General features: G+C 53.4%; 16 protein-coding genes and 1 pseudogene. 13 read left to right on the top strand and 4 right to left on the bottom strand.

What is annotated here, in order from left to right; genetic code table 11:
• The first annotated feature begins 46 nt into the window (after positions 1-46).
• A pseudogene (locus IB214_RS03035) lies at positions 47-894 on the top strand (helix-turn-helix transcriptional regulator).
• Here IB214_RS03035 and IB214_RS03030 read toward each other — a convergent pair.
• Positions 891-1,673, bottom strand: a complete 783-nt coding sequence (locus tag IB214_RS03030) for a siderophore-interacting protein (RefSeq protein ID WP_117342705.1) — start codon at positions 1,671-1,673, stop codon at positions 891-893. The pseudogene IB214_RS03035 and the gene IB214_RS03030 sit on opposite strands and share 4 nt — an antisense overlap.
• Positions 1,674-1,911: 238 nt before the next feature.
• Here IB214_RS03030 and IB214_RS03025 point away from each other — a divergent pair, with 238 nt between their 5' ends.
• On the top strand, positions 1,912-2,532 hold the full coding sequence (locus IB214_RS03025) for a PadR family transcriptional regulator (RefSeq protein WP_115257441.1): 621 nt from the start codon (positions 1,912-1,914) through the stop codon (positions 2,530-2,532).
• Between the two features lie 45 nt (positions 2,533-2,577).
• On the opposite strand, the gene IB214_RS03020 is transcribed toward IB214_RS03025, so the two are convergent.
• Positions 2,578-4,098, bottom strand: coding sequence for a PAS domain-containing methyl-accepting chemotaxis protein (locus IB214_RS03020; protein ID WP_117342706.1), 1,521 nt, complete (start codon positions 4,096-4,098; stop codon positions 2,578-2,580).
• A 430-nt stretch (positions 4,099-4,528) separates the two neighbouring features.
• Between IB214_RS03020 and ygjG the strand changes: the two genes are divergently transcribed.
• Positions 4,529-5,908 carry a putrescine aminotransferase gene (ygjG, locus tag IB214_RS03015; protein WP_167456048.1) on the top strand — a complete coding sequence of 460 codons (1,380 nt, stop codon included), beginning with the start codon at positions 4,529-4,531 and terminating at the stop codon, positions 5,906-5,908.
• 89 nt (positions 5,909-5,997) lie between these two features.
• Here ygjG and IB214_RS03010 read toward each other — a convergent pair whose 3' ends face one another.
• On the bottom strand, positions 5,998-6,330 hold the full coding sequence (locus tag IB214_RS03010) for a tRNA-binding protein (RefSeq protein ID WP_115257439.1): 333 nt from the start codon (positions 6,328-6,330) through the stop codon (positions 5,998-6,000).
• Between the two features lie 209 nt (positions 6,331-6,539).
• On the opposite strand from IB214_RS03010, the gene ebgR reads away from it, so the two are divergent.
• The 7 genes from ebgR (at position 6,540) to IB214_RS02975 (ending at position 18,481) form a co-directional block, all read left to right on the top strand.
• Positions 6,540-7,523 (top strand): transcriptional regulator EbgR, encoded by a 984-nt coding sequence (gene ebgR / locus IB214_RS03005; protein ID WP_096755596.1) that lies wholly within the window; start codon positions 6,540-6,542, stop codon positions 7,521-7,523.
• Positions 7,524-7,730: 207 nt separating this feature from the next.
• The gene (gene ebgA, locus IB214_RS03000; protein ID WP_117342707.1) at positions 7,731-10,823 is read left to right on the top strand and encodes a beta-galactosidase subunit alpha; all 3,093 of its coding nucleotides are present in this window, start codon (positions 7,731-7,733) and stop codon (positions 10,821-10,823) included.
• Positions 10,820-11,269: a beta-galactosidase subunit beta gene (locus IB214_RS02995; protein WP_115257437.1), complete on the top strand. Its 450-nt coding sequence runs from the start codon at positions 10,820-10,822 to the stop codon at positions 11,267-11,269. Before ebgA ends, IB214_RS02995 begins: the two co-directional genes overlap by 4 nt.
• Before the next feature lie 65 nt (positions 11,270-11,334).
• Positions 11,335-12,768, top strand: coding sequence for an amino acid permease (locus tag IB214_RS02990; protein WP_096755593.1), 1,434 nt, complete (start codon positions 11,335-11,337; stop codon positions 12,766-12,768).
• Positions 12,769-12,851: 83 nt separating this feature from the next.
• Complete coding sequence (ygjJ, locus tag IB214_RS02985; RefSeq protein WP_115257434.1) at positions 12,852-13,913, top strand: protein YgjJ; 1,062 nt, start codon at positions 12,852-12,854, stop codon at positions 13,911-13,913.
• Between the two features lie 16 nt (positions 13,914-13,929).
• A complete protein-coding gene (ygjK, locus tag IB214_RS02980; RefSeq protein WP_117342708.1) occupies positions 13,930-16,281 on the top strand; it encodes an alpha-glucosidase in 2,352 nt (783 codons plus the stop codon).
• 181 nt (positions 16,282-16,462) lie between these two features.
• On the top strand, positions 16,463-18,481 hold the full coding sequence (locus IB214_RS02975) for an NADPH-dependent 2,4-dienoyl-CoA reductase (protein ID WP_117342709.1): 2,019 nt from the start codon (positions 16,463-16,465) through the stop codon (positions 18,479-18,481).
• Between the two features lie 129 nt (positions 18,482-18,610).
• On the opposite strand, the gene rlmG is transcribed toward IB214_RS02975, so the two are convergent.
• Positions 18,611-19,747, bottom strand: coding sequence for a 23S rRNA (guanine(1835)-N(2))-methyltransferase RlmG (gene rlmG, locus IB214_RS02970; protein WP_117342710.1), 1,137 nt, complete (start codon positions 19,745-19,747; stop codon positions 18,611-18,613).
• An 84-nt stretch (positions 19,748-19,831) separates the two neighbouring features.
• Here rlmG and IB214_RS02965 point away from each other — a divergent pair, with 84 nt between their 5' ends.
• The 3 genes from IB214_RS02965 (at position 19,832) to IB214_RS02955 (ending at position 22,642) form a co-directional block, all read left to right on the top strand.
• Positions 19,832-20,335, top strand: coding sequence for a M48 family metallopeptidase (locus IB214_RS02965; RefSeq protein WP_117342711.1), 504 nt, complete (start codon positions 19,832-19,834; stop codon positions 20,333-20,335).
• A 69-nt stretch (positions 20,336-20,404) separates the two neighbouring features.
• Positions 20,405-21,403, top strand: coding sequence for a Gfo/Idh/MocA family oxidoreductase (locus tag IB214_RS02960; protein WP_096755587.1), 999 nt, complete (start codon positions 20,405-20,407; stop codon positions 21,401-21,403).
• A gap of 270 nt (positions 21,404-21,673) precedes the next feature.
• Positions 21,674-22,642 carry a TerC family protein gene (locus IB214_RS02955; protein WP_115257431.1) on the top strand — a complete coding sequence of 323 codons (969 nt, stop codon included), beginning with the start codon at positions 21,674-21,676 and terminating at the stop codon, positions 22,640-22,642.
• Positions 22,643-22,679: the final 37 nt, after the last annotated feature.

Genomic DNA, 22,679 nt, shown 5'->3' with positions numbered 1-22,679 from the left:
AATAATTCTTACGCAAGATTATTATGGAAAACAGGGTGTATGTATTATGATTTGCGGACAAGATCTATCGAACAGAAGCCACATCACCGGAAGTATCAGGTATTTTTTATGGACACCCTCAGGCAAAAACAGTGGAGTTCTTTCCCGGATGATTCAATGGCGGAACTGCCGCAGGACGTGTACTTTCGTTCTTATGTCCTTGAAGCGAATAACCATGTTCCACCGCATTCACACGCATTTACCCAGTTTCATTTCGCCCGTAAGGGCAGCATGCGCATTGATGTCGCCGGTAAATGCTGGATAATTCCCGCACATTACGGTATCTGGATCCCGAATAATATTGAGCATGCGGTATGGGCGCTGGATGACGTGTATTTAGAGAATCTGGATATTAAGCCAGGCTTTCTTGAGAAGCGCATCGACGAGTGTAAAGTGGTGGCGATCAGTGATTTCGCCAGAGAGTTTATTCATTACGCCACCAACGTCATTTCAGGCCATTATGATAGCCAGTCAAAAGAAGGAAAACTGGTGAGCGTGCTGGTCGATATTATTTTGCAATTACCGGAAGTCGCCTTTGTATTACCCTGGCCGCAGGATGCAGAATTAACAAAAGTGTGCCGGACAATACAGGAATCTCCCGCACGGGAACACTCGGTGGAGTACTGGGCTAATCATCTTGGCATGTCCGCCCGGACTTTCTCGCGTCATTTCAAAAAAGAAACCGGGTTACCGTTCAGCGTCTGGAAGCAAAAGATGCGTATTCTGGAATCGGTGTTAATGCTGAAGAAAAATAAAAGCGTTACCGCCGTGGCGCTCGACGTGGGGTATTCAAGCACCGCGGCGTTTAGCTACGCGTTCCGCCAGGCATTTGGCGTTCCGCCGTCAAATTATTAATCAGCCGCTTTCCGCTGATGCCAGTAGGCTGCCGCACGCACCCGCTGCGGGTCAAACGCCTCGGTTTCAAAGCGGGCGCTCAAATTTTTTACCACTTTCCCTTCGCCGGTTACCCAGATGAAATAATCGTCTGCAGGCACCGTCAGCCGAGCCAGCGCGTCATCCACCGCCTGTTCGTCATGCCCGACAAACCACTGGATAGCAAACCCATCCAGATGGGCAAGGTAGTCCTGATACGCCGCATCCTGCACGCTTACCAGCGCCGTGACGTTCGGGCGTCGCGCTAAACGACTGAGCGCTTCCAGGCGACGGCGCAATGCGGGCATTCCCGATTCATCGCACACATAAACCTGATACGCATACTCTTCCGGTACCACCAGCGAGCCGCGCGGTCCGCCAATCGTCAGTGTATCCCCTGCACGGGCATGCATCGCCCACGTACTCGCCACGCCACCGTCATGAATATAAAAATCCAGCGCCAGTTCATGACGCGCATCATCGTATAGCGGCGTGTAATCCCGGGACGCAGGGCGCACACCGTCAGCCCAGACGATGCCCTCATCGGTAACCACCGGCGGCACAAAATGGCTGCCTGGCTCAGGAAAGAAAACTTTGGCGTGGTCATCAAAGCCGCGTGAGCTGAAGCCGTCCAGCGCCTCCCCGCCCAGCACGATGCGCTGAAAACCTGCGCTGATACGCTCAACGCGCAGGACGGTAAGTTCACGGAAGCGCAGTTCATTACGAACGCGCTGGGGGTAGCGTGAGGTGTTTTTTGTCATTTTTCGCCTTCGTGAGGATAATACGATATATCTAAATTAATATTCAAATGATAATGATTGCTAATAACAAAGATTGCAAGCATTTTTTTGATACACTCACAGCGTAAAACCCCCTTCTCATCACTGATGATAATTTACATAGAAATCAATCAATTAAAACACCATTCTATCACACACTTGCAAAGTCATAACTTTTAGATATAAATTAGATATATCGAAACAACATCTGGAGACTACCATGCAAAACCACCATGACGGTTGCTGCAAACATGCAGATCACCCACACGAAGGTTGCTGCAAAGGCGAAGAACATCGCCACGAAGGCTGCAACAGTGAAGGACATCACCACGAGCACGGCTGCGGGCATCGCCATGGTCGCGGTGGCGGCGGGCGTCGTCAGCGTTTCTTCGGTCACGGCGAATTACGCCTGGTGATTCTGGATATTTTGACCCGCGATGCCAGCCACGGCTATGAGCTGATCAAAGCCATCGAAACGCTGACCCAGGGCCACTACACGCCGAGTCCAGGGGTGATTTATCCGACGCTGGATTTCTTGCAGGATCAAGAGCTGATTGTCATCAGCGAAGAGGAAGGTGGGCGTAAACAGATCACGATCACGGCGCAAGGCCAGCAGTGGCTGGAGGAAAATCGCGAGCATCTGGCGCTTATTCATGAACGCGTTAAAGCACGCTGCGTTGGCTTTGAATTACGTAAAAACCCGCAGATGAAACGCGCGCTGGAAAACTTCAAAGCCGTACTGGATCTGCGGGTCAATCACGGTGACACCAGCGATGCGCAGATCAAAAAAATCATCGGTATTATCGATCGCGCAGCGCTGGATATCGCTCAACTGGATTAATCGGGTCATCGGGCGGAACCCGGTGTTCCGCCTGAATAGCTGCGCTTAATGCAGCACCGTCACCGCATCTTCCAGGCGCCCGGCGCGATGTTTCACCCGCACAGAAATTTGCGCGCTCTCTTCAACCAGCTCGGCATTTTTCTGCGTAATATTGCTCAACTCATTCACCGCACGGGTCAGGCTGCTCAGCCCGTCCGCTTGTTCCAGCGTCGAATGGCTGATTTGTGCAATCAGCTGGGTGACGTTCTGTACCTGCGCCACAATGTCGTCCATCGTGCGGCCAGCGGCGTGAACCTGGCTGGATCCGGACCGCACCTTGTCGGCACTGGCATCAATCAGCTTGCGGATGTCATTCGCCGCACTGGCGCTCCGGCTGGCAAGATGGCGTACTTCCCCTGCCACGACGGCAAACCCTTTCCCCTGCTCGCCCGCTCGCGCCGCTTCAACCGCCGCATTCAATGCCAGGATATTGGTCTGGAAAGCAATATCGTTAATCAGCGTGGTGATGGTGCCGATACGCTGGGTGCTGCTGGCGATATCGTCCATCGTTTTGATCACCGTCTCCATCGCCTCGCCTCCCTGCGTTGCCGCACTGCTGGCGGCAATCGAGAGTTTGTCAGCCGCAGATGCTGTCGCCGAGTTTTGCTTCACCGACGCCGCCATCTGGTTCATCGTCGTCACCGTTTCCTGCACGTTTTCAACCGTTTGCTGGGTGTGCTTGTTTAAATCATCGCTACCTTTTGCCAGCGTATCGCTGTCGTTACGCACGCAGGAAACCTGGCTTGAAACGTCGTGAATAAGCCAGCGGCACATTAATCCCAGTTGCCCCACCGCCCGCAGCATCAGGCCCAACTCATCGCTGCGGTTCAGGTGCGTCACGCTGTTGCGCTCGCCGGTCGCCACTTTCAGCGCCTGGCGGGCGACATTTTCTATCGGGCGTACAATTTGCCATTCGAAAATCGCCGCACCCGCCAGCATCACCAGCGCACTCACCAGCAGCAGCGGCCACGCCGCGCCCATTTGCTGCAACGCTGCCGCCAGCACGGCAAACATCAGTGTCATCACGCTGCGCACCCGCCAGCGAACCGGCAGCGCCGGCAGCTTTCCCAGCCAACTTTTACGCACCACGAGTCCCTTATGGATGCGTTTGTTGCAACGTCCTTCATTTAGCGCCTGATACAACGGCTCGACCGCTGCAATCTCCTCCTGCGTCGCCCGGGTTCGAATCGACATATACCCGGTCATTCGCCCTTCACGTACCATCGGCACCGCATTGGCTCGCACCCAGTAGTGATCGCCGTTTTTACAGCGATTTTTTACAATGCCGCTCCATGGCTCCCCCTGTTGCAGCGTGTACCACATATCAGCAAATGCCGCCTTGGGCATGTCCGGGTGACGAACCTGATTATGCGGCTTGCCGAGCAGCTCGCTCAGCTGATAGCCGCTAACCTGGACAAACGTGTCATTCGCATGAGTGATGTAGCTTTGTAAATCGGTAGTCGACATGAGGGTAATATCATCATCCAGCGGAGTATGCTGCTGACTAACGTAGGGATCAGAAGACATGGTTGCGTCCTATGCAGGTTATCTGGTTGTTAACTTTTTCGGCATATGTTATTTCGGCGATAATTTTTTTATCTTTAGTTGTTAAATTTGATTTAGATCGCAATTTGCGATTAAACCTCAGAATTTGTATGTTTTCTAATTCATTGATTTAAAATACTTTCATCCTGTAACTATTCAATCAAGCTTCACTCTGCGCACCGTCACAGTGCAACTTCTGCCTGTTTTTGGCGCAGAAGATCGCGTATCTCACCTGTTTTCAGAGAGTCAACCTGGGCAAAATACCGCCAAATGTTAACTTTTGGCATTAAATGTTTCACAAATGAAATGTATCATGGTGTTTATCCCGATTTTCGTTAAGCGCGCCGGGATGGCGTAATCCCTGCAATACTTAATTCAGTATCATGTGATACGCGAACTCCGGGAGCATATTTTGAACAGGTTACCTTCCAGCGCATCGGCCCTGGCCTGCAGCGCACACGCACTGAACCTCATCGAAAAGCGAACGCTTGATCATGAGGAAATGAAAGCACTTAACCGAGAGGTCATTGAATACTTCAAAGAGCATGTCAATCCGGGGTTCTTAGAGTATCGAAAATCTGTAACTGCCGGCGGGGATTACGGAGCCGTAGAGTGGCAAGCGGGAAGCCTGAATACGCTTGTCGACACCCAGGGACAGGAATTTGTTGACTGCCTGGGCGGTTTTGGAATTTTCAACGTGGGGCACCGTAATCCAGTAGTGGTCTCCGCCGTACAGAATCAACTCGCTAAACAACCTCTGCACAGCCAGGAATTACTTGACCCCTTGCGGGCCATGTTGGCGAAAACGCTCGCCGCACTGGCGCCCGGCAAGCTGAAATACAGCTTCTTTTGCAACAGCGGAACCGAGTCGGTTGAAGCGGCGCTGAAGCTGGCGAAAGCCTATCAATCGCCACGCGGCAAATTTACGTTTATTGCCACCAGCGGCGCGTTCCACGGTAAATCGCTGGGCGCACTGTCCGCGACGGCCAAATCCACGTTCCGTAAACCGTTTATGCCATTGCTGCCGGGCTTCCGTCATGTTCCGTTTGGTGACATTGACGCGATGCGTACCGTGCTCAGCGAGTGTAAAAAGACCGGTGACGATGTAGCTGCCGTGATCCTCGAGCCGATTCAGGGTGAAGGTGGCGTGATCCTGCCACCGCAGGGATACCTGACCGCCGTGCGCAAACTGTGCGACGAGTTTGGCGCGCTGATGATCCTTGATGAAGTGCAAACCGGCATGGGTCGTACTGGCAAGATGTTCGCCTGCGAGCACGAAAACGTGCAGCCCGACATTATGTGTCTGGCGAAAGCGCTAGGCGGCGGCGTAATGCCTATCGGTGCGACCATCGCTACCGAAGAGGTGTTCTCCGTGCTGTTCGATAACCCATTCCTGCACACCACCACCTTTGGCGGCAACCCGCTTTCCTGTGCGGCGGCACTCGCAACCATCAATGTCCTACTGGAGCAGAATTTACCGGCTCAGGCAGAACAAAAAGGCGATATGTTGCTGGATGGCTTCCGACATCTGGCGCGGGAATACCCGGATCTGGTGCAGGACGTACGCGGTAAAGGCATGCTGATGGCGATCGAATTTGTTGATAATGAGATCGGCTACAACTTTGCCAGCGAGATGTTCCGCCAGCGGGTGTTGGTTGCCGGAACGCTGAACAACGCGAAGACGATCCGCATCGAACCGCCGCTCACGTTAACCATCGAACAATGTGAGTTGGTATTACGCTCAACGCGTAAAGCGCTGGCCGCATTACGCGTCAGCGTAGAGCAAGTGTGACAGACGCCGGATGGCGCTGCACTTTTCCGGCCTACGGGATCACATGTAGGCCGGATAGGGCGTAACCGCCATCCGGCAGCATCACACGCTTACACAATCCGCACGCCTGCGGGCATCACGCGCTCTGGCGTCAACAGCACGCTTTCACTGCCATCGTCCGTTTCCGCACACAACAGCATGCATTCTGACGTTTCGCCGCGCATTTTCGCTTTTTGCAGATTACACAGCACCACCACCGTTTTCCCCATCAGCTCATCTTCGCGGTAGTAAGGCACCAGGCTGGTCACGGTTTGCAGCGTTCGTTCGCCGACATCGACCTGAACGATGTAGAGTTTATCGGCATTGTCATGACGCTTTACCTGGGTAATTGTTCCCACGCGAATTTCCATTCGGGCGAAATCCGTAAATGCGATCGTGTCCATTCTTTTCTCCTTTGGTAAAATTTTACTAAATGTTAGCAAAAAACCGTCCTGGCATTGTTCTCAAAAGCCGTAAAATGATGCGCCCATCACACTCTGAAAGCGGGGTTTTACCGTGAATATGTCAATTAGAGGTACTTTTTTTACTGAAAACAGGTGAATAGATAAGCACTTCATTTACAATGCGGGGGTAACTCAGGGAAAAGGTAAACATGGCAACACTTAAAGACATCGCAATCGAAGCTCGTGTATCCCTGGCGACAGTGTCCCGGGTGTTAAATGATGACCCGACGCTAAACGTAAAAGAAGAAACCAAGCGTCGCATTCTGGAGATCGCGGAAAAGCTGGAGTACAAAACCAGCAGCGCGCGTAAACACCAGACCAGTACGGTCGGCCCCCAGCATATTCTGGCGCTCTACAGCTACCAGCAGGATTTGGAAATCAACGATCCTTACTATCTCGCTATACGACACGGGATTGAAACGCAATGTGAAAAGCTGGGGATCGAACTAACCAACTGCTATGAACACAGCGGGTTGCCCGACCATAAAAATATTACCGGCATTCTCATCGTTGGTAAGCCATCTCCTGCCCAGCGCGCTGCAGCAACCGCGCTGACCGACAACATCTGCTTTATCGACTTTCATGAACCCGGTAGCGACTATGATGCCGTCGATATCGATCTGACCCGCATCAGCAAAGAGAGTATCGATTTTTTCATCGCCCAGGGCGTGACCCGCATTGGCTTCATCGGCGGTGAAGACGAGCCGGGCAAAGCGGATATCCGCGAGGCCGCGTTTGTCGAATACGGTCGCCTGCAGCAGGTGGTCTCGGAACACGATATCTATCGTGGCGGATTCTCCAGCTCGTCAGGTTATGAGTTGGCGAAAAAAATGCTGGCCAAAGAAGATTATCCCAGCGCCCTGTTTGTCGCCTCAGACTCAATCGCCATTGGCGTTCTGCGCGCAATTCACGAACGTGGCCTGGCGATTCCACAGGATATTTCGCTGATTAGCGTCAATGACATTCCGACGGCACGATTCACCTTCCCTCCGCTGTCCACCGTGCGCATCCATTCAGAAATGATGGGCAGTCAGGGCGTTAACCTGCTGTTTGAAAAAGCCCGTGACGGACGCGCGCTGCCGCTGCTGGTTTTCGTGCCCAGCAAGCTGAAACTGCGCGGCACCACCCGCTAACCTCCCTTTTTTCGCGCCCGGTTTCTTCTGATACCGGGCATGCGTTGTCATGCCTTGTTTTTCTCTGCACGGGTTATTTTCGTGATCAAGTTAAAGTAAATCATCTTACCCGCTATATTTTAGTAAAACTTTTACTAAAATCACCTGCAATGACACTTACTCACCATCACTTTGAATGGTTCCGATTTCTCTCCACCGGGAGGCCTTATGAATCGCTGGGAAAACATTCAGCTCACCCACGAAAATCGACTGGCGCCACGCGCATACTTTTTCTCTTATGACTCGGTAGCGCAGGCTCGCTCGTTTGCCCGTGAAACCAGCAGCCTTTTTCAACTGCTGAGCGGTCAGTGGAATTTTCAGTTCTTTGAGCATCCGCTGCAGGTGCCAGAAGCCTTTACGTCGCAGTATATGCACGACTGGGGCAGCATCACCGTCCCCGGCATGTGGCAGATGGAAGGACACGGCAAGCTGCAATATACCGACGAAGGTTTCCCGTTCCCGATTGATGTGCCCTACGTCCCCACCGATAACCCGACCGGTGCATATCAGCGGATGTTTACCCTCAGCGAAGGCTGGCAGGGAAAACAAACGCTGATTAAGTTCGACGGCGTTGAAACCTACTTCGAAGTGTACGTCAACGGCCAGTACGTGGGCTTCAGCAAGGGCAGCCGTCTGACGGCCGAATTTGATATCAGCGCAATGGTGCACACCGGTGACAACCTGCTGTGTGTGCGCGTGATGCAGTGGGCAGACTCTACCTACGTTGAAGACCAGGATATGTGGTGGTCTGCGGGGATCTTCCGCGACGTCTATCTGGTGGGCAAGCAGGCGACCCACATTCAGGATTTTACCCTTCGTACCGAGTTCGATGATAACTACCGCGATGCCACTCTCTCCTGCGACATTGTGCTGGAAAACCTTGCCGACTCACCGGCACAGACCTCGCTGGAATACACCTTATTTGACGGTGAGCGGGTGCTGCACAGCGGTGTTATCAGTCATCTGACTCTCGATAAGCTCACCCGTACTGCCTTTGATTTCGAGGTTAGTGCGCCACAGCAGTGGTCGGCTGAGTCGCCGTATCTTTATCATTTAGTGATGACGTTAAAAGATGCCAGCGGCAATATTATTGAGGTGGTTCCGCAGCGCGTCGGATTCCGCGACATTACGATCCGCGACGGGCTGTTTTACATCAACAACCACTACGTAATGCTGCACGGTGTTAACCGCCACGATAACGATCATCTGAAAGGCCGCGCGGTCGGAATGGATCGGGTCGAAAAAGATCTGCTGCTGATGAAGCAGCACAACATTAACTCGGTGCGTACCGCGCATTACCCGAACGATCCGCGCTTCTATGAGCTATGCGATATCTACGGCCTGTTTGTGATGGCCGAGACCGACGTCGAATCCCACGGCTTCGCCAACGTCGGCGATATCAGTCGCATCACCGACGATCCGACCTGGGAACCGGTATACGTTGAGCGCATCGTGCGCCACATCCACGCACAGAAAAACCATCCGTCGATCGTCATCTGGTCACTGGGCAACGAATCCGGGTACGGCTGTAATATTCGTGCCATGTACCACGCTGCGAAAGCGCTGGATAACACGCGTCTGGTGCATTACGAAGAAGATCGCGACGCCGAAGTGGTGGACATTATTTCCACCATGTATACCCGCGTGCCGCTGATGAATGAGTTTGGTGAATATCCGCATCCGAAACCACGCATCATCTGCGAATACGCCCACGCCATGGGTAACGGCCCCGGCGGGCTGACGGAATATCAAAACGTCTTTTACCAGCACGATTGCATTCAAGGACACTATGTCTGGGAATGGTGCGACCATGGCATTCAGGCAAAAGATGATAACGGCAACGTCTGGTATAAATTTGGCGGTGACTACGGCGACTACCCGAATAACTACAACTTCTGCCTCGACGGCCTGATTTACCCCGATCAAACACCGGGACCGGGTCTGAAAGAGTATAAGCAGGTGATCGCCCCAGTGAAGGTCTACGCGAAGGACCTGACGCGCGGTGAACTGCGTGTCGCAAATAAGCTGTGGTTCACCACGCTTGACGACTATACCCTGCAAATTGAAGTGCGGGCCGAAGGTGAAACGCTCTCCACGCAGCGGATTAAACTTCACGACGTGGCCCCCAACAGCGACGCACTGCTGCACTGCATGCTGCCGACGCTGGATGAGAGGGAAGCCTTTCTCAATGTCATCGTCAGCAAAGACTCCCGCACGTCCTACAGCGACGCCGGGCACCATATTGCCACTTACCAGTTCCCGCTAAAGGCCAGAACCGCTACGCCAGTGCCGTTTAGTCAGCAAAACGCCAGCGCCCTGACGCTGGAAGACGATCGCCTGCGCTGCACCGTTCGCGGCTATAACTTCGCGATAACCTTCTCAAAGCTGAACGGGAAGCCGATCAGCTGGAACGTGAATGGCGAAGAGCTCATTACCCGCGAGCCGAAGATTAATTTCTTCAAGCCGACGATTGATAACCACAAACAGGAGTTCGAAGGTCTCTGGCAGCCAAATCATTTACAGATTATGCAGGAGCATCTGCGGGATTTTGCCCTCGAACACACTGACAATGCGGTGGTGATTACCAGCCAGACGATCATCGCCCCGCCGGTATTTGATTTCGGTATGCGTTGCACCTACCGCTGGCGGGTAACGGTCGACGGTCAGCTGAATGTTGAGCTTTCCGGTCAGCCTTACGGCGAGTATCCGCACATTATTCCGTGCATTGGCTTCACCATGGGCATCAACGGTGATTTGGGGCAAGTCGCGTATTACGGACGTGGTCCGGGCGAGAATTACGCCGACAGCCAGCAGGCCAACATTATCGATATCTGGCGTTCGACCGTGGATGCGATGTTCGAGAACTACCCATTCCCCCAAAACAACGGCAATCGCCAGGATGTGCGCTGGGCAGCGCTGACCAACCGCCATGGCAACGGTCTGCTGGTCGTCCCACAACGTCCTGTCAATTTAAGTGCCTGGCGCTATACGCCCGAAAATCTCTTTGCCGCACAGCACTGCAATGAACTCCAGCGCAGCGATGACATCACTCTGAATCTGGACCATCAGCTACTGGGCCTGGGTTCCAACTCCTGGGGAAGCGAGGTGCTCGACTCCTGGCGCGTCTGGTTCCGCGAGTTCAACTACGGCTTTACGTTGCTGCCCATTTCCGGCACCGAGGCCACCGTTCAGACCACTGCTAATCGCGCCTTTGGCACGGAGTTCTTTTCCACGAATTTGCACAGCGAGAATACAAAATGAGGATCATCGATAACTTAGAGCAGTTCCGACAACTCTACGCTTCAGGTCGGAAGTGGCAGCGCTGCGTTGAGGCGATTGAAAATATCGACAACATTCAGCCCGGCGTCGCCCATTCCATCGGTGATTCGCTCACTTACCGCGTGGAGACCGACTCCGCTACCGATGCGCTATTTACCGGTCATCGCCGTTACTTTGAGGTGCATTACTACCTGCAAGGGCAGCAAAAAATTGAGTATGCCGCCAAAGAGGATTTACAGGTGGTTGAATACTATCGCGATGAAACCGATCGCGAATACCTGAAGGGATGCGGAAAAACGGTAGAAGTACACGAAGGGCAGCTGGTTATTTGCGACAACCACGAAGCCTACCGCTTTATCTGTAATAGCGCGGTGAAGAAAGTCGTACTCAAAGTCACCATCGAAGATGGTTATTTTCATAATAAATAAAAAGACAGGCGGCACAGAAGTTGTGCCGCCAGTACCCTACAATAATCAGGAATCGGAGATGTGCTATGTCTGATACCAAGCGTAATACCATCGGCAAGTTCGGCTTACTGTCGCTGACCTTTGCCGCCGTTTATAGTTTTAACAACGTAATCAATAATAATATTGAGCTTGGTCTGGCATCTGCACCGATGTTTTTCCTCGCCACGATTTTCTACTTTATTCCGTTCTGCTTAATCATTGCCGAATTTGTTTCGCTGAACAAAAACTCCGAAGCCGGTGTTTACGCATGGGTAAAAAGCTCACTGGGCGGGCGCTGGGCATTTATTACCGCCTACACCTACTGGTTCGTTAACCTGTTCTTTTTTACCTCGTTACTTCCGCGCGTAATCGCCTATGCCTCCTATGCATTTTTAGGCTACGAATACATTTTGACGCCGTTCGCTACCACCGTGTTAAGTATGGTGCTGTTTGCCTTCTCAACCTGGGTTTCGACCAACGGCGCAAAAATGCTCGGGCCGATTACCTCCGTCACTTCCACGCTGATGCTGCTGTTGACGCTGTCTTATATTTTACTGGCGGGGACTGCGTTGGTTGGCGGCGTACAGCCTGCCGATCCCATCACCGTGGATGCCATGATCCCGAATTTTAACTGGGCCTTCCTCGGTATTACGACCTGGATTTTTATGGCGGCAGGCGGCGCGGAGTCCGTGGCGGTGTACGTCAACGACGTGAAGGGTGGCTCAAAATCATTTGTGAAAGTGATTATTATCGCCGGGATTTTTATCGGTGTGCTTTACTCAATCTCCTCAGTACTGATCAACGTTTTTGTCAGCAGCAAAGAGCTGAAGTTTACCGGTGGCTCGGTGCAGGTATTCCACGGTCTGGCCGCATACTTCGGCTTACCTGAGCTGGTGGTTAACCGCTTTGTCGGTCTGGTGTCCTTTACCGCAATGTTTGGGTCACTGCTGATGTGGACCGCAACGCCGGTTAAAATTTTCTTCTCCGAAATCCCGGAAGGTATTTTTGGCAAGAAAACCGTCGAACTGAATGAAAACGGCGTTCCCGCTCGCGCAGCCTGGATCCAGTTTTTGATCGTGATACCGCTGATGATTATCCCCACGCTCGGTTCGAATACCGTGCAGGATTTAATGAATACCATCATTAACATGACCGCTGCGGCATCCATGCTGCCTCCGCTGTTTATTATGCTGGCCTATTTGAATCTGCGCGCCAAGCTGGACCACTTACCGCGCGACTTCCGCATGGGATCGCAAAAAACCGGGATTATCGTGGTATCGATGCTGATTGCCCTGTTCACCATTGGATTTATCGCTTCAACGTTCCCAACCGGCGGCAACATTATCACCATTATTTTCTATAACGTCGGTGGTATTGTTATTTTCCTCGGTTTTGCCTGGTGGAAATACAGTAAATACATCAAAGGACTAACCAAAGAAGAAAAAGCCATTGAAGCCGCACCAGCTTCAGACAGTCATTAATTCATAAAACATAATAACAATAAACAATATTCGCCAAGGCTATAACAATAAAAACATTATTTTATTTTGCTTAGGATAGAAGCATGAAAATCAATAGCCATTGTTGCAGGGTATTTATTGCCCTGCCCTTTTTCTGTGTCTCCTCTCTGGGTGCAGAAGAAGTGCGACCGGCAGAACACGACGACACAAAAACGCCCGCAATATCCTCTCCCTCATTTCGTTTTTATGGCGAACTGGGAATGGGGGGATATATGGATTTAGAGGGACAGGATAAACATAAATACAGTGACGGAACCTATATCGAAGGGGGCCTGGAAATTAAACACGGCTCGTGGTTTGGTCTGATCTATGGCGAAGGCTGGACCGTACAGGCGGATCACCAGGGAAACGCCTGGGTGCCCGATCATAGCTGGGGCGGGTTTGAAGGCGGAATTAACCGATTTTACGGCGGTTACCGCACCGATGACGGCACGGAGCTAATGCTCAGCCTGCGCCAGGACTCATCGCTCGATGACCTGCAATGGTGGGGAGACTTCACGCCGGATCTGGGCTACGTCATCCCCAACACGCGCGACATCATGACCGCCATTAAGGTGCAAAACCTGACCGGCCCGCTGCGTTATAGCGTGACCGCCACGCCTGCCGGACATCATGATGAAAGCAAGGCCTGGCTGCACTTCGGCAAATACGATCGCTACGACGATAAGTATACCTATCCGGCCATGATGAATGGCTACATCCAGTACGACCTGACCGAAGGCGTAACCTGGATGAACGGTCTGGAGATCACCGACGGCACCGGACAACTGTTCCTGACCGGCCTTCTCTCGCCTAACTTTGCTGCGCGCGCCTGGCATCACACCGGACGCGCCGACGGCCTGGATGAATGGGGTACAGAGACCGGCTATATGGTCAGTGCCATGTATGAAGCGCTCAAAGGCGTCTACCTCTCCACCGCCTACAGCTATGCCAAACATCGGCCAGACAACGCCGAGGATGAAACCACCTCTTTTATGCAGTTCGGTATCTGGTATGAATACGGCAGCGGTCGTTTCGCCACCGCCTTCGACAGCCGGTTCTATATGCAAAATGCATCTGGCGACCCGAGCGACCAGATCTTCCTGATGCAATATTTCTATTGGTAACAAGGACCGGAATACCATGAACATGACACCTATTCTTACGCCGCTGGCGTGTGGGCTGCTGATGAGTTTTTCCTCACTGGCAGCTAACGTAGACAGCGTTAAAAACGTCATCAATCGCACCGGCGCGCCAGGTTATATGCACGACTACGATTATGACGACCATCAGCGTTTTAATCCCTTTTTCGACCTCGGCGCATGGCACGGACACCTGTTGCCGGATGGCCCTGCAACAATGGGCGGCTTCCCTGGCGTGGCGCTACTGACGGAAGAGTACATCAACTTTATGGCCACAAATTTTGACCGGCTGACGGTGTACCAGAACGGTAAAAAGGTCGATTTCACTCTCGAGGCTTACAGCCTGCCCGGCGCACTGGTACAGAAACTGTCATCCACTGCGGTGCAGATCGAGATGACGCTGCGCTTTGCCAGTTCACATACCTCACTACTGGAAACCAAAATCACTAGCAATACGCCGCTGGATCTGGTGTGGGACGGAGAGTTACTGGAAAAGCTGGAAGCGAAAGAGGGAAAACCCCTCTCCGATAAAACCATTGATGACGAGTATCCGGACTACCAGCGAAAAATAATCGCTACGCGCGACGGCCTGAAGGTCACCTTCGGTAAAGTGCGATCAACCTGGGATCTGCTGACCTCCGGCGAGTCGGAGTATCAGGTACACAAATCACTTGCCATGAACACCACTGTTGATGGCCACCGATTTACCAGTAAAGCGCATATCAATGGCTCTACCACGCTTTACACCACCTATTCACATCTGTTGACCGCGCAGGAGGTCAGCAAAGAACAGGCGCAGATCCGCGATATTCTGGCGCGCCCGTCTTCTTACATGCTCGCCTCACAGCAGCGCTGGGAATCCTATCTCAAAAAAGGTTTAAACAACCCGGATGCCACCCCAGAACAAACCCGCGTGGCGGTGAAGGCTATCGAAACGCTGAACGGTAACTGGCGCTCACCGGGTGGTGCGGTTAACTACAATACCGTGACGCCGTCGGTAACGGGCCGCTGGTTCTCTGGCAACCAGACCTGGCCGTGGGACACCTGGAAGCAGGCGTTTGCAATGGCGCACTTTAACCCGGATATCGCGAAAGAAAATATTCGCGCTGTTTTCTCGTGGCAGGTTAAACCCGGCGATCCGGTGCGCCCACAGGACGCGGGATTTATTCCCGATCTGATTGCCTGGAACCTCAGCCCGGAACGCGGTGGTGATGGCGGTAACTGGAACGAGCGCAATACCAAGCCCAGCCTGGCGGCATGGTCGGTGATGGAAGTCTACAACGTCACCAAAGACAAATCCTGGCTCGAAGAAATGTACCCGAAACTGGTGGCATACCACGACTGGTGGCTGCGTAACCGCGATCATAACGGCAACGGCGTTCCAGAGTACGGCGCCACTCGCGATAAAGCGCACAACACCGCCAGCGGCGAGATGCTGTTCACGGTGAAAAAGGGTGACAAAGAAGAAACCCTGTCAGGGCTGCAAAACTATGCCGCTGTTACCCGCAACGGCCAGTATGACAGCCTGGAGATCCCGGCGCAGGTCGCCGCCTCGTGGGAATCCGGACGTGACGACGCCGCGGTGTTTGGTTTTATCGACAAAGAACAACTGGATAAGTACGTCGCTAACGGTGGCAAACGCAGCGACTGGGTGGTGAAATTCGCTGAAAATCGCAGCCACGACGGAAAATTACTGGGCTATTCGCTACTCCAGGAGTCGGTCGATCAGGCCAGCTACATGGTCAGCGATAACCATTACCTGGCGGAAATGGCGACCCTGCTCGGGAAAACGCAGGAGGCGAAACGCTATCAGGCGCTGGCGACGAAACTGACGGATTACATCAATACCTGTATGTTCGATGCGAATACGCAGTATTTCTATGACGTTCGCATTGAAGATAAGCCGCTGGCAAACGGCTGTGCCGGAAAACCGATTGTCGAACGTGGGAAAGGGCCGGAAGGCTGGTCACCGCTGTTTAACGGCGCGGCCACGCAGTCTCATGCTGACGCGGTGGTGAAGGTGATGCTCGACCCGAAAGAGTTCAACACCTTTGTGCCGCTGGGCACCGCGGCGCTCACCAACCCGGCTTTCGGCCCGGATATTTACTGGCGTGGGCGCGTGTGGGTGGATCAGTTCTGGTTTGGCTTAAAAGGCATGGCGCGCTACGGCTACCGCGATGAAGCGCTGAAAATGGCGGATACGTTCTTCAACCATGCCAAAGGACTCACTGCGGACGGCCCAATTCAGGAAAACTATAACCCGCTGACCGGCGCGCAACAGGGTGCCCCCAACTTCTCCTGGAGCGCGGCGCATCTGTACATGTTGTATAATGATTTTCTTAAAAAACAGTAAGCTGTGACCTATTGCCGGATAAAGTGCTTGCACCGACATCCGGCAAATTCTTTCTCTGGCCCCACTCCTTTTTTGAATCCCATCACAATCACGGCATTCCCCTTTTCCCTTTTGCGCCGCGACGGCTAAATTAGTAACTCATCCGACCACATAACAATAATTTTACATACTGGACACCATTATGAGCTATCCGTCGCTGTTCGCCCCGCTCGATCTGGGATTCACCACGCTTAAAAACCGCGTGTTGATGGGTTCAATGCATACCGGTCTGGAAGAGTATCCCGATGGCGCAGAACGGCTGGCCGCGTTCTACGCCGAGCGCGCCCGTCACGGCGTCGCTCTGATTGTGAGCGGCGGTATTGCCCCTGCGCTTTCCGGCGTGGGTATGGAAGGCGGCGCGATGTTAAACGATGCCAGCCAGTTACCACATCACCGCGTAATTACCGACGCGGTGCATGACGAAGGCGGCAAAATCGCGCTGCAAATTCTGCATACCGGACGTTATAGCTATCAGCCGCACCTCGTCGCGCCCTCCGCTATTCAGGCGCCGATCAACCGCTTTACCCCGCATGAGCTGACCCACGATGAAGTCCTGCAACTGATTGAGGATTTTGCCCATTGCGCACAGCTGGCGCGGGAAGCAGGCTACGACGGCGTAGAGGTCATGGGCTCGGAAGGCTATCTGATCAACGAATTTCTCACCCTGCGCACCAACCAGCGGACTGACCAATGGGGCGGCGATTACGCCAACCGCATGCGATTTGCCGTCGAGGTGGTACGGGCCGTTCGTCAACGTGCCGGTAACGACTTTATTATTATCTTTCGTCTGTCGATGCTCGACCTGGTGGAAAATGGCGGCACGTTTGACGAAACCGTCCAGCTGGCGAAATCCATTGAGGCGGCAGGTGCTACGATCATCAACACCGGGATCGGCTGGCACGAAGCACGGATCCCGACCATCGCCACGCCGGTGCCGCGCGGGGCGTTTAGCTGGGTGACGCGCAAGCTGAAAGGTCACGTAACGGTACCACTGGTCACCACTAACCGCATTAATGATCCGGGCGTTGCCGACGCTATTCTGGCCCGTGGTGATGCTGATATGGTGTCGATGGCACGCCCGTTCCTCGCCGATGCCGAGCTGCTGTCAAAAGCGCAAAGCGGGCGAGCGGATGAGATCAACACCTGCATAGGCTGTAATCAGGCCTGTCTGGATCAGATCTTCGTCGGCAAAGTGACGTCCTGCCTGGTGAACCCCCGCGCCTGTCATGAAACCAAAATGCCGATCGTAGCGGCGACACATCTGAAGAATCTGGCGGTAGTCGGTGCCGGTCCTGCGGGGCTCGCCTTTGCCATCAACGCCGCTTCACGCGGTCATCAGGTCACGTTGTTTGATGCCAACGCGGAGATCGGCGGACAGTTCAATATCGCCAAACAGATCCCCGGCAAAGAAGAATTTTACGAAACATTGCGCTATTACCGCCGGATGATCGACGTCACCGGCGTGACGCTGAAGCTGAATCATTTTGTCACCGCAGACGATCTGCTCTCGTTTGATGAAGTGATCCTCGCCAGCGGGATCGAACCACGCACGCCGCCGATCGACGGCATCGATCATCCTAAGGTACTGACCTATCTTGATGTCTTACGAGATAAAACGCCGGTAGGTCAACGCGTGGCGATTATCGGCAGCGGCGGGATCGGCTTTGATACCGCCATGTATCTGAGCCAGCCCGGCGAGCCCACCAGCCAAAACATTGCAGAATTCTGCGTGGAATGGGGAATCGATACCAGCCTCCAGCAAGCAGGTGGTTTACGCCCGGAAGGGCCACAGTTATCCCGTAGCCCGCGCCAGATAGTCATGTTGCAGCGTAAAGCCAGTAAACCGGGACAAGGGTTAGGTAAAACCACGGGCTGGATCCATCGCGCCACCCTGCTGTCTCGTGGAGTGAAAATGATCCCGGCGGTGAGCTATCAGAAGATCGATGATGATGGAGTGCACGTGTTGATCAACGGCGAGCCTCAGCTCCTGAACGTGGATCATGTGGTAATTTGTGCAGGTCAGGAACCTCGTCGTGGACTGGTCGATCCGCTGCATGCGGCCGGTAAAACAGTACATCTGATCGGCGGGTGTGATGTGGCGTTAGAACTGGATGCCCGACGCGCCATCGCGCAAGGCACTCGACTGGCGCTGGAAATTTAACGTTATGTCTTTCGTTGGCCGGATAAGGTAATTACACACATCATTGCCTGATGGCGCTACGCTTATCAGGCCTACGAGGCAGTTCGTTGTAGGCCTGATAAGGTGTTAACCACCATCCGGCATCAGCGATTAGCGGCGACGCCCTAATTTCACCGCTTTCAGCACCACAAATTTGTTGTTGGTGGCGATGGTTTCGCAGTTGCCGAAAATCTTCTTCAGCTTGTGGAAGTAGTCGAGATGACGGTTCGCCACAATATACAGCTCGCCGTTAATCTTCAGGCAACGGCGGGCGTGGTGGAACATCTCCCACGCGATGTTATCAGTCAGTGCGTGCTTCTGATGGAACGGCGGGTTACACAGCACAGCGTCATAGCGGAACGGTTCCACGCCAGACAGCGCGTTGTTGATCATAAACTCGCAGCGGTCCAGCTCGTCTGGCATGTTGGTTTCCACGTTCAGGCGGCTGGACGCCACCGCCATCGGCGATTCATCCACAAACACCACGCTCGCTTGCGGGTTCTTCTCCAGCAACGTCAGACCCACTACGCCATTACCGCAACCGAGATCGACAATCTCACCTTCCAGATTGTCCGGCAGATGTTCGATAAAGAAACGTGCGCCAATATCCAGCCCGGTACGGGAGAAGACGTTAGCGTGATTGTGGATCGTCCAGTCGGTGCCTTCCAGCTTCCAGCTCAGCGTTTGTGAGGCGTCAGCCAGTTCAGGATTGCTGAACGTACAGTTGATCAGACGGGCTTTTTTCCATGCCAGCGTGGTGGTGGTTGGGCCCAGCACCTTTTCAAACAGCTCAAGCGTCGAGGTATGCACATCGCGCGCCTTCGCCCCGGCGATAATACGCGTTTGCGGCGTGACGACCAGGCGTAACGCACGCAATTGCTGTTCCAGCAGCGCCATGGTTTTTGGCAGCTTAATCAGTACCACGCCCGGCGCCTGTGGGTAATCGACCGTGCTGTCGAGGAACTGGACGCTGGATTCGGCAATGTCGTTATGACGCAGGTTTTCACGCGTTGCCAGTTCGCTTAAATAAGAGTCGCCAATGCTGTACGGCGAATGTTCCGCCAGCGCACAGCCCAGCGCACCGAAGGTATCATTCAGGAGCAGCACCGGGCCGCAAATCTCGGTATCGTCCAGCTGTTGCAGCAGATATTCATCTGCAGCTTCCCACGCCAGCAGCGGGTTAACGTCATCCGTTTCCGGGAAACGTTTAAGTGACAGCGAACGGAAACCGTTGTCTATGTGGCTCATCGGCCCTCCTGAATGGTAAAATTTCGGCGTATCCCTGAAAAGGGTGCGTGAGTATACACTTTTTATACTTTATATGGGGCACAAATGAGTCAGTTGACCTATCTGCAGGGCTACCCGGAGCATTTACTTGATCAGGTTCGAACCTTGATCAGCGAGCAACGTCTGGGCGCGGTCCTGGAAAAGCGTTATCCGGGTACGCATGACTTCGCGACCGATAAGGCGCTCTGGCAATATACCCAGGATCTGAAAAGTCAGTTTCTGCGCAATGCCCCACCGCTCAATAAAGTGATGTATGACAGTAAGATCCACGTGTTGAAGAATGCGCTTGGACTGCATACTGCCGTCTCTCGCGTGCAGGGCGGCAAGCTGAAAGCAAAAGCGGAAATTCGCGTCGCCACCGTATTTCGCAACGCCCCGGAACCTTTTTTACGCATGATCGTGGTTCATGAACTGGCGCATCTGAAAGAAAAAGAACATGACAAAGCGTTTTACCAGCTGTGCTGCCATATGGAACCTCAGTATCACCAACTGGAGTTCGACACCCGCCTGTGGTTAACGCAACAATCGCTAAAGCAAACTGCGCAGTAGCGCACTGGCTTTGTCAGCAAGGCATGCTAAATTGGCGCAAGGATCCCTTTTCGCAGCCTGAAGGCCTTTATGATACGTTTCGCAGTGATTGGCACAAACTGGATCACCCGCCAGTTTGTGGATGCCGCCCATGAAACCGGCAAATATAAGTTAACCGCAGTCTATTCCCGCAGCCTTGAACAGGCGCAAAGCTTCGCTAACGATTATCTCGTCGAGCATTTGTTTACTTCGCTGGATGCAATGGCGCAGAGTGACGCTATTGATGCAGTGTATATCGCCAGCCCAAACTCTCTGCACTTCCCGCAGACCGAGCTGTTCTTACGCCATAAAAAGCACGTCATTTGTGAGAAACCGCTGGCATCAAACCTGGCAGAAGTCGATGCCGCTATCGCCTGCGCTCGGGAAAATCAGGTGGTGCTGTTTGAGGCGTTTAAAACCGCCTGCCTGCCCAATTTCCTGCTGCTGCAGCAATCTCTGCCCAAGGTAGGAAATGTCAGAAAGGCGTTTATCAATTACTGCCAGTACTCTTCACGCTACCAGCGTTATCTGAACGGTGAAAACCCGAATACCTTTAATCCAGCGTTCTCAAATGGCTCGATTATGGATATCGGCTTTTACTGCCTGGCTTCGGCGGTTGCGCTGTGGGGCGAACCGCAGAGCGTACAGGCCAGCGCCAGCCTGCTGGCAAGCGGTGTTGATGCCCACGGCGTTGTGGTGCTGAACTACGGTGATTTCAGCGTCACGTTACAGCATTCCAAAGTGAGCGACTCGGTGCTGGCCAGCGAGATTCAGGGCGAATCAGGGTCACTGGTTATTGAGAAAATCTCCGAATGCCAGAAAGTCTGTTTTGTTCCGCGTGGTGGAAAAACGCAGGATCTGACGGTGCCTCAGCACATCAATACTATGCTGTATGAGGCAGAGCGCTTTGCTCATCTGGTTGAATCCGGCGAAGTGGATCACCCGGCACTGGCTGTCAGTCGCATTACCGCTAAGCTGCAAACGGAAATTCGCCGCCAGACCGGCGTCGTTTTCCCAGCAGATAGCGCGAATACGTCGCTGATTGCGTAAAACTGTGTAAAACAAATGTTGCAGGCCATTGACTGAAAGCGTGGCCTGTAATACTTTGTTACCCGCAAAGGGGAGTAACTTCGTTGTCGGTTGATCGTCATTACGATGTGTGAAAAACCACATCCGGTCGCCGGGCGATAACAAAGGAATACGTCAACGTATTCCTTTGTTGTTGTAAGTGAGACCTTGCCGAATGGCAAGGTCTATGCATGAAAAGCAGCGGCTAACGTCATTCGGCGTTGGCCGTTTTTTTATGCATGGGGAAATATAATGAATACTGTCGGCACACCGTTGTTATGGGGTGGCTTCGCTGTTGTAGTGGTGATTATGCTGGCCATCGACCTGCTGTTGCAGGGTCGTCGCGGCGCGCATACGATGTCAATGAAGCAGGCGGCTGCCTGGTCAATCGTCTGGGTCACGTTGTCGTTACTGTTTAACGCCGTATTCTGGTGGTATCTGGCAGAAACCCAGGGGCGTGCGGTCGCAGACCCGCAGGCGTTGGCGTTCCTCACCGGCTATTTGATCGAGAAATCATTGGCGGTGGATAACGTCTTTGTCTGGCTGATGCTGTTTAGCTACTTCTCGGTGCCGCCAGCGTTGCAGCGTCGAGTGCTGGTGTATGGCGTGCTGGGGGCGATTGTTCTGCGTACTATCATGATCTTCGCGGGCAGCTGGCTTATCACCCAGTTCGAATGGCTGCTGTACGTGTTCGGCGCGTTCCTGCTGTTTACCGGCGTGAAGATGGCGCTGGCAAAAGAAGATGCTTCCGGCATTGGCGACAGGCCGTTAGTGCGCTGGCTGCGCGGTCATCTGCGTATGACCGACACCATCGAGAACGAGCATTTCTTCGTGCGTAAAAACGGTCTGCTGTTCGTTACGCCGCTGATGCTGGTGCTGATTCTGGTTGAGTTGAGCGATGTTATCTTTGCCGTCGACAGCATTCCGGCAATCTTTGCCGTGACCACCGACCCGTTCATCGTACTGACCTCTAACCTGTTTGCCATCCTTGGTCTGCGTGCGATGTACTTCCTGCTGGCCGGCGTGGCGGAGCGTTTCTCGATGCTGAAGTACGGCCTGTCGATCATTCTGGTGTTTATCGGCATCAAGATGCTGATCGTCGACTTCTACCATATCCCAATCGCTATCTCGTTAGGCGTGGTGTTCGGGATCCTGTTTGTGACGCTGATTGTGAATGCGTGGGTCAACCACCAGCACGATAAAAAGCAGCAAACGCAGTAACACTCATCCACTAGCCTACAAAGCCCGACGCCCACTG

Source organism: Citrobacter sp. C1 (assembly GCF_014596895.2).
Taxonomy (GTDB): domain Bacteria; phylum Pseudomonadota; class Gammaproteobacteria; order Enterobacterales; family Enterobacteriaceae; genus Citrobacter; species Citrobacter gillenii.
This window is presented reverse-complemented; position numbering and strand designations above follow the sequence as displayed.

Bases quoted from the DNA above. Each gene is read 5' to 3' on its own strand.
- IB214_RS02975 (WP_117342709.1), top strand. From the start codon at position 16,463: ATGAGCTATCCGTCGCTGTTCGCCCCGCTCGATCTGGGATTCACCACG.
- IB214_RS02995 (WP_115257437.1), top strand. From the start codon at position 10,820: ATGAGGATCATCGATAACTTAGAGCAGTTCCGACAACTCTACGCTTCA.
- IB214_RS02955 (WP_115257431.1), top strand. From the start codon at position 21,674: ATGAATACTGTCGGCACACCGTTGTTATGGGGTGGCTTCGCTGTTGTA.
- IB214_RS03030 (WP_117342705.1), bottom strand. From the start codon at position 1,673: ATGACAAAAAACACCTCACGCTACCCCCAGCGCGTTCGTAATGAACTG.
- ebgA (WP_117342707.1), top strand. From the start codon at position 7,731: ATGAATCGCTGGGAAAACATTCAGCTCACCCACGAAAATCGACTGGCG.
- ygjK (WP_117342708.1), top strand. From the start codon at position 13,930: ATGAACATGACACCTATTCTTACGCCGCTGGCGTGTGGGCTGCTGATG.
- ebgR (WP_096755596.1), top strand. From the start codon at position 6,540: ATGGCAACACTTAAAGACATCGCAATCGAAGCTCGTGTATCCCTGGCG.
- rlmG (WP_117342710.1), bottom strand. From the start codon at position 19,747: ATGAGCCACATAGACAACGGTTTCCGTTCGCTGTCACTTAAACGTTTC.
- IB214_RS02965 (WP_117342711.1), top strand. From the start codon at position 19,832: ATGAGTCAGTTGACCTATCTGCAGGGCTACCCGGAGCATTTACTTGAT.
- IB214_RS03010 (WP_115257439.1), bottom strand. From the start codon at position 6,330: ATGGACACGATCGCATTTACGGATTTCGCCCGAATGGAAATTCGCGTG.
- IB214_RS02990 (WP_096755593.1), top strand. From the start codon at position 11,335: ATGTCTGATACCAAGCGTAATACCATCGGCAAGTTCGGCTTACTGTCG.
- IB214_RS03025 (WP_115257441.1), top strand. From the start codon at position 1,912: ATGCAAAACCACCATGACGGTTGCTGCAAACATGCAGATCACCCACAC.
- ygjJ (WP_115257434.1), top strand. From the start codon at position 12,852: ATGAAAATCAATAGCCATTGTTGCAGGGTATTTATTGCCCTGCCCTTT.
- IB214_RS02960 (WP_096755587.1), top strand. From the start codon at position 20,405: ATGATACGTTTCGCAGTGATTGGCACAAACTGGATCACCCGCCAGTTT.
- IB214_RS03020 (WP_117342706.1), bottom strand. From the start codon at position 4,098: ATGTCTTCTGATCCCTACGTTAGTCAGCAGCATACTCCGCTGGATGAT.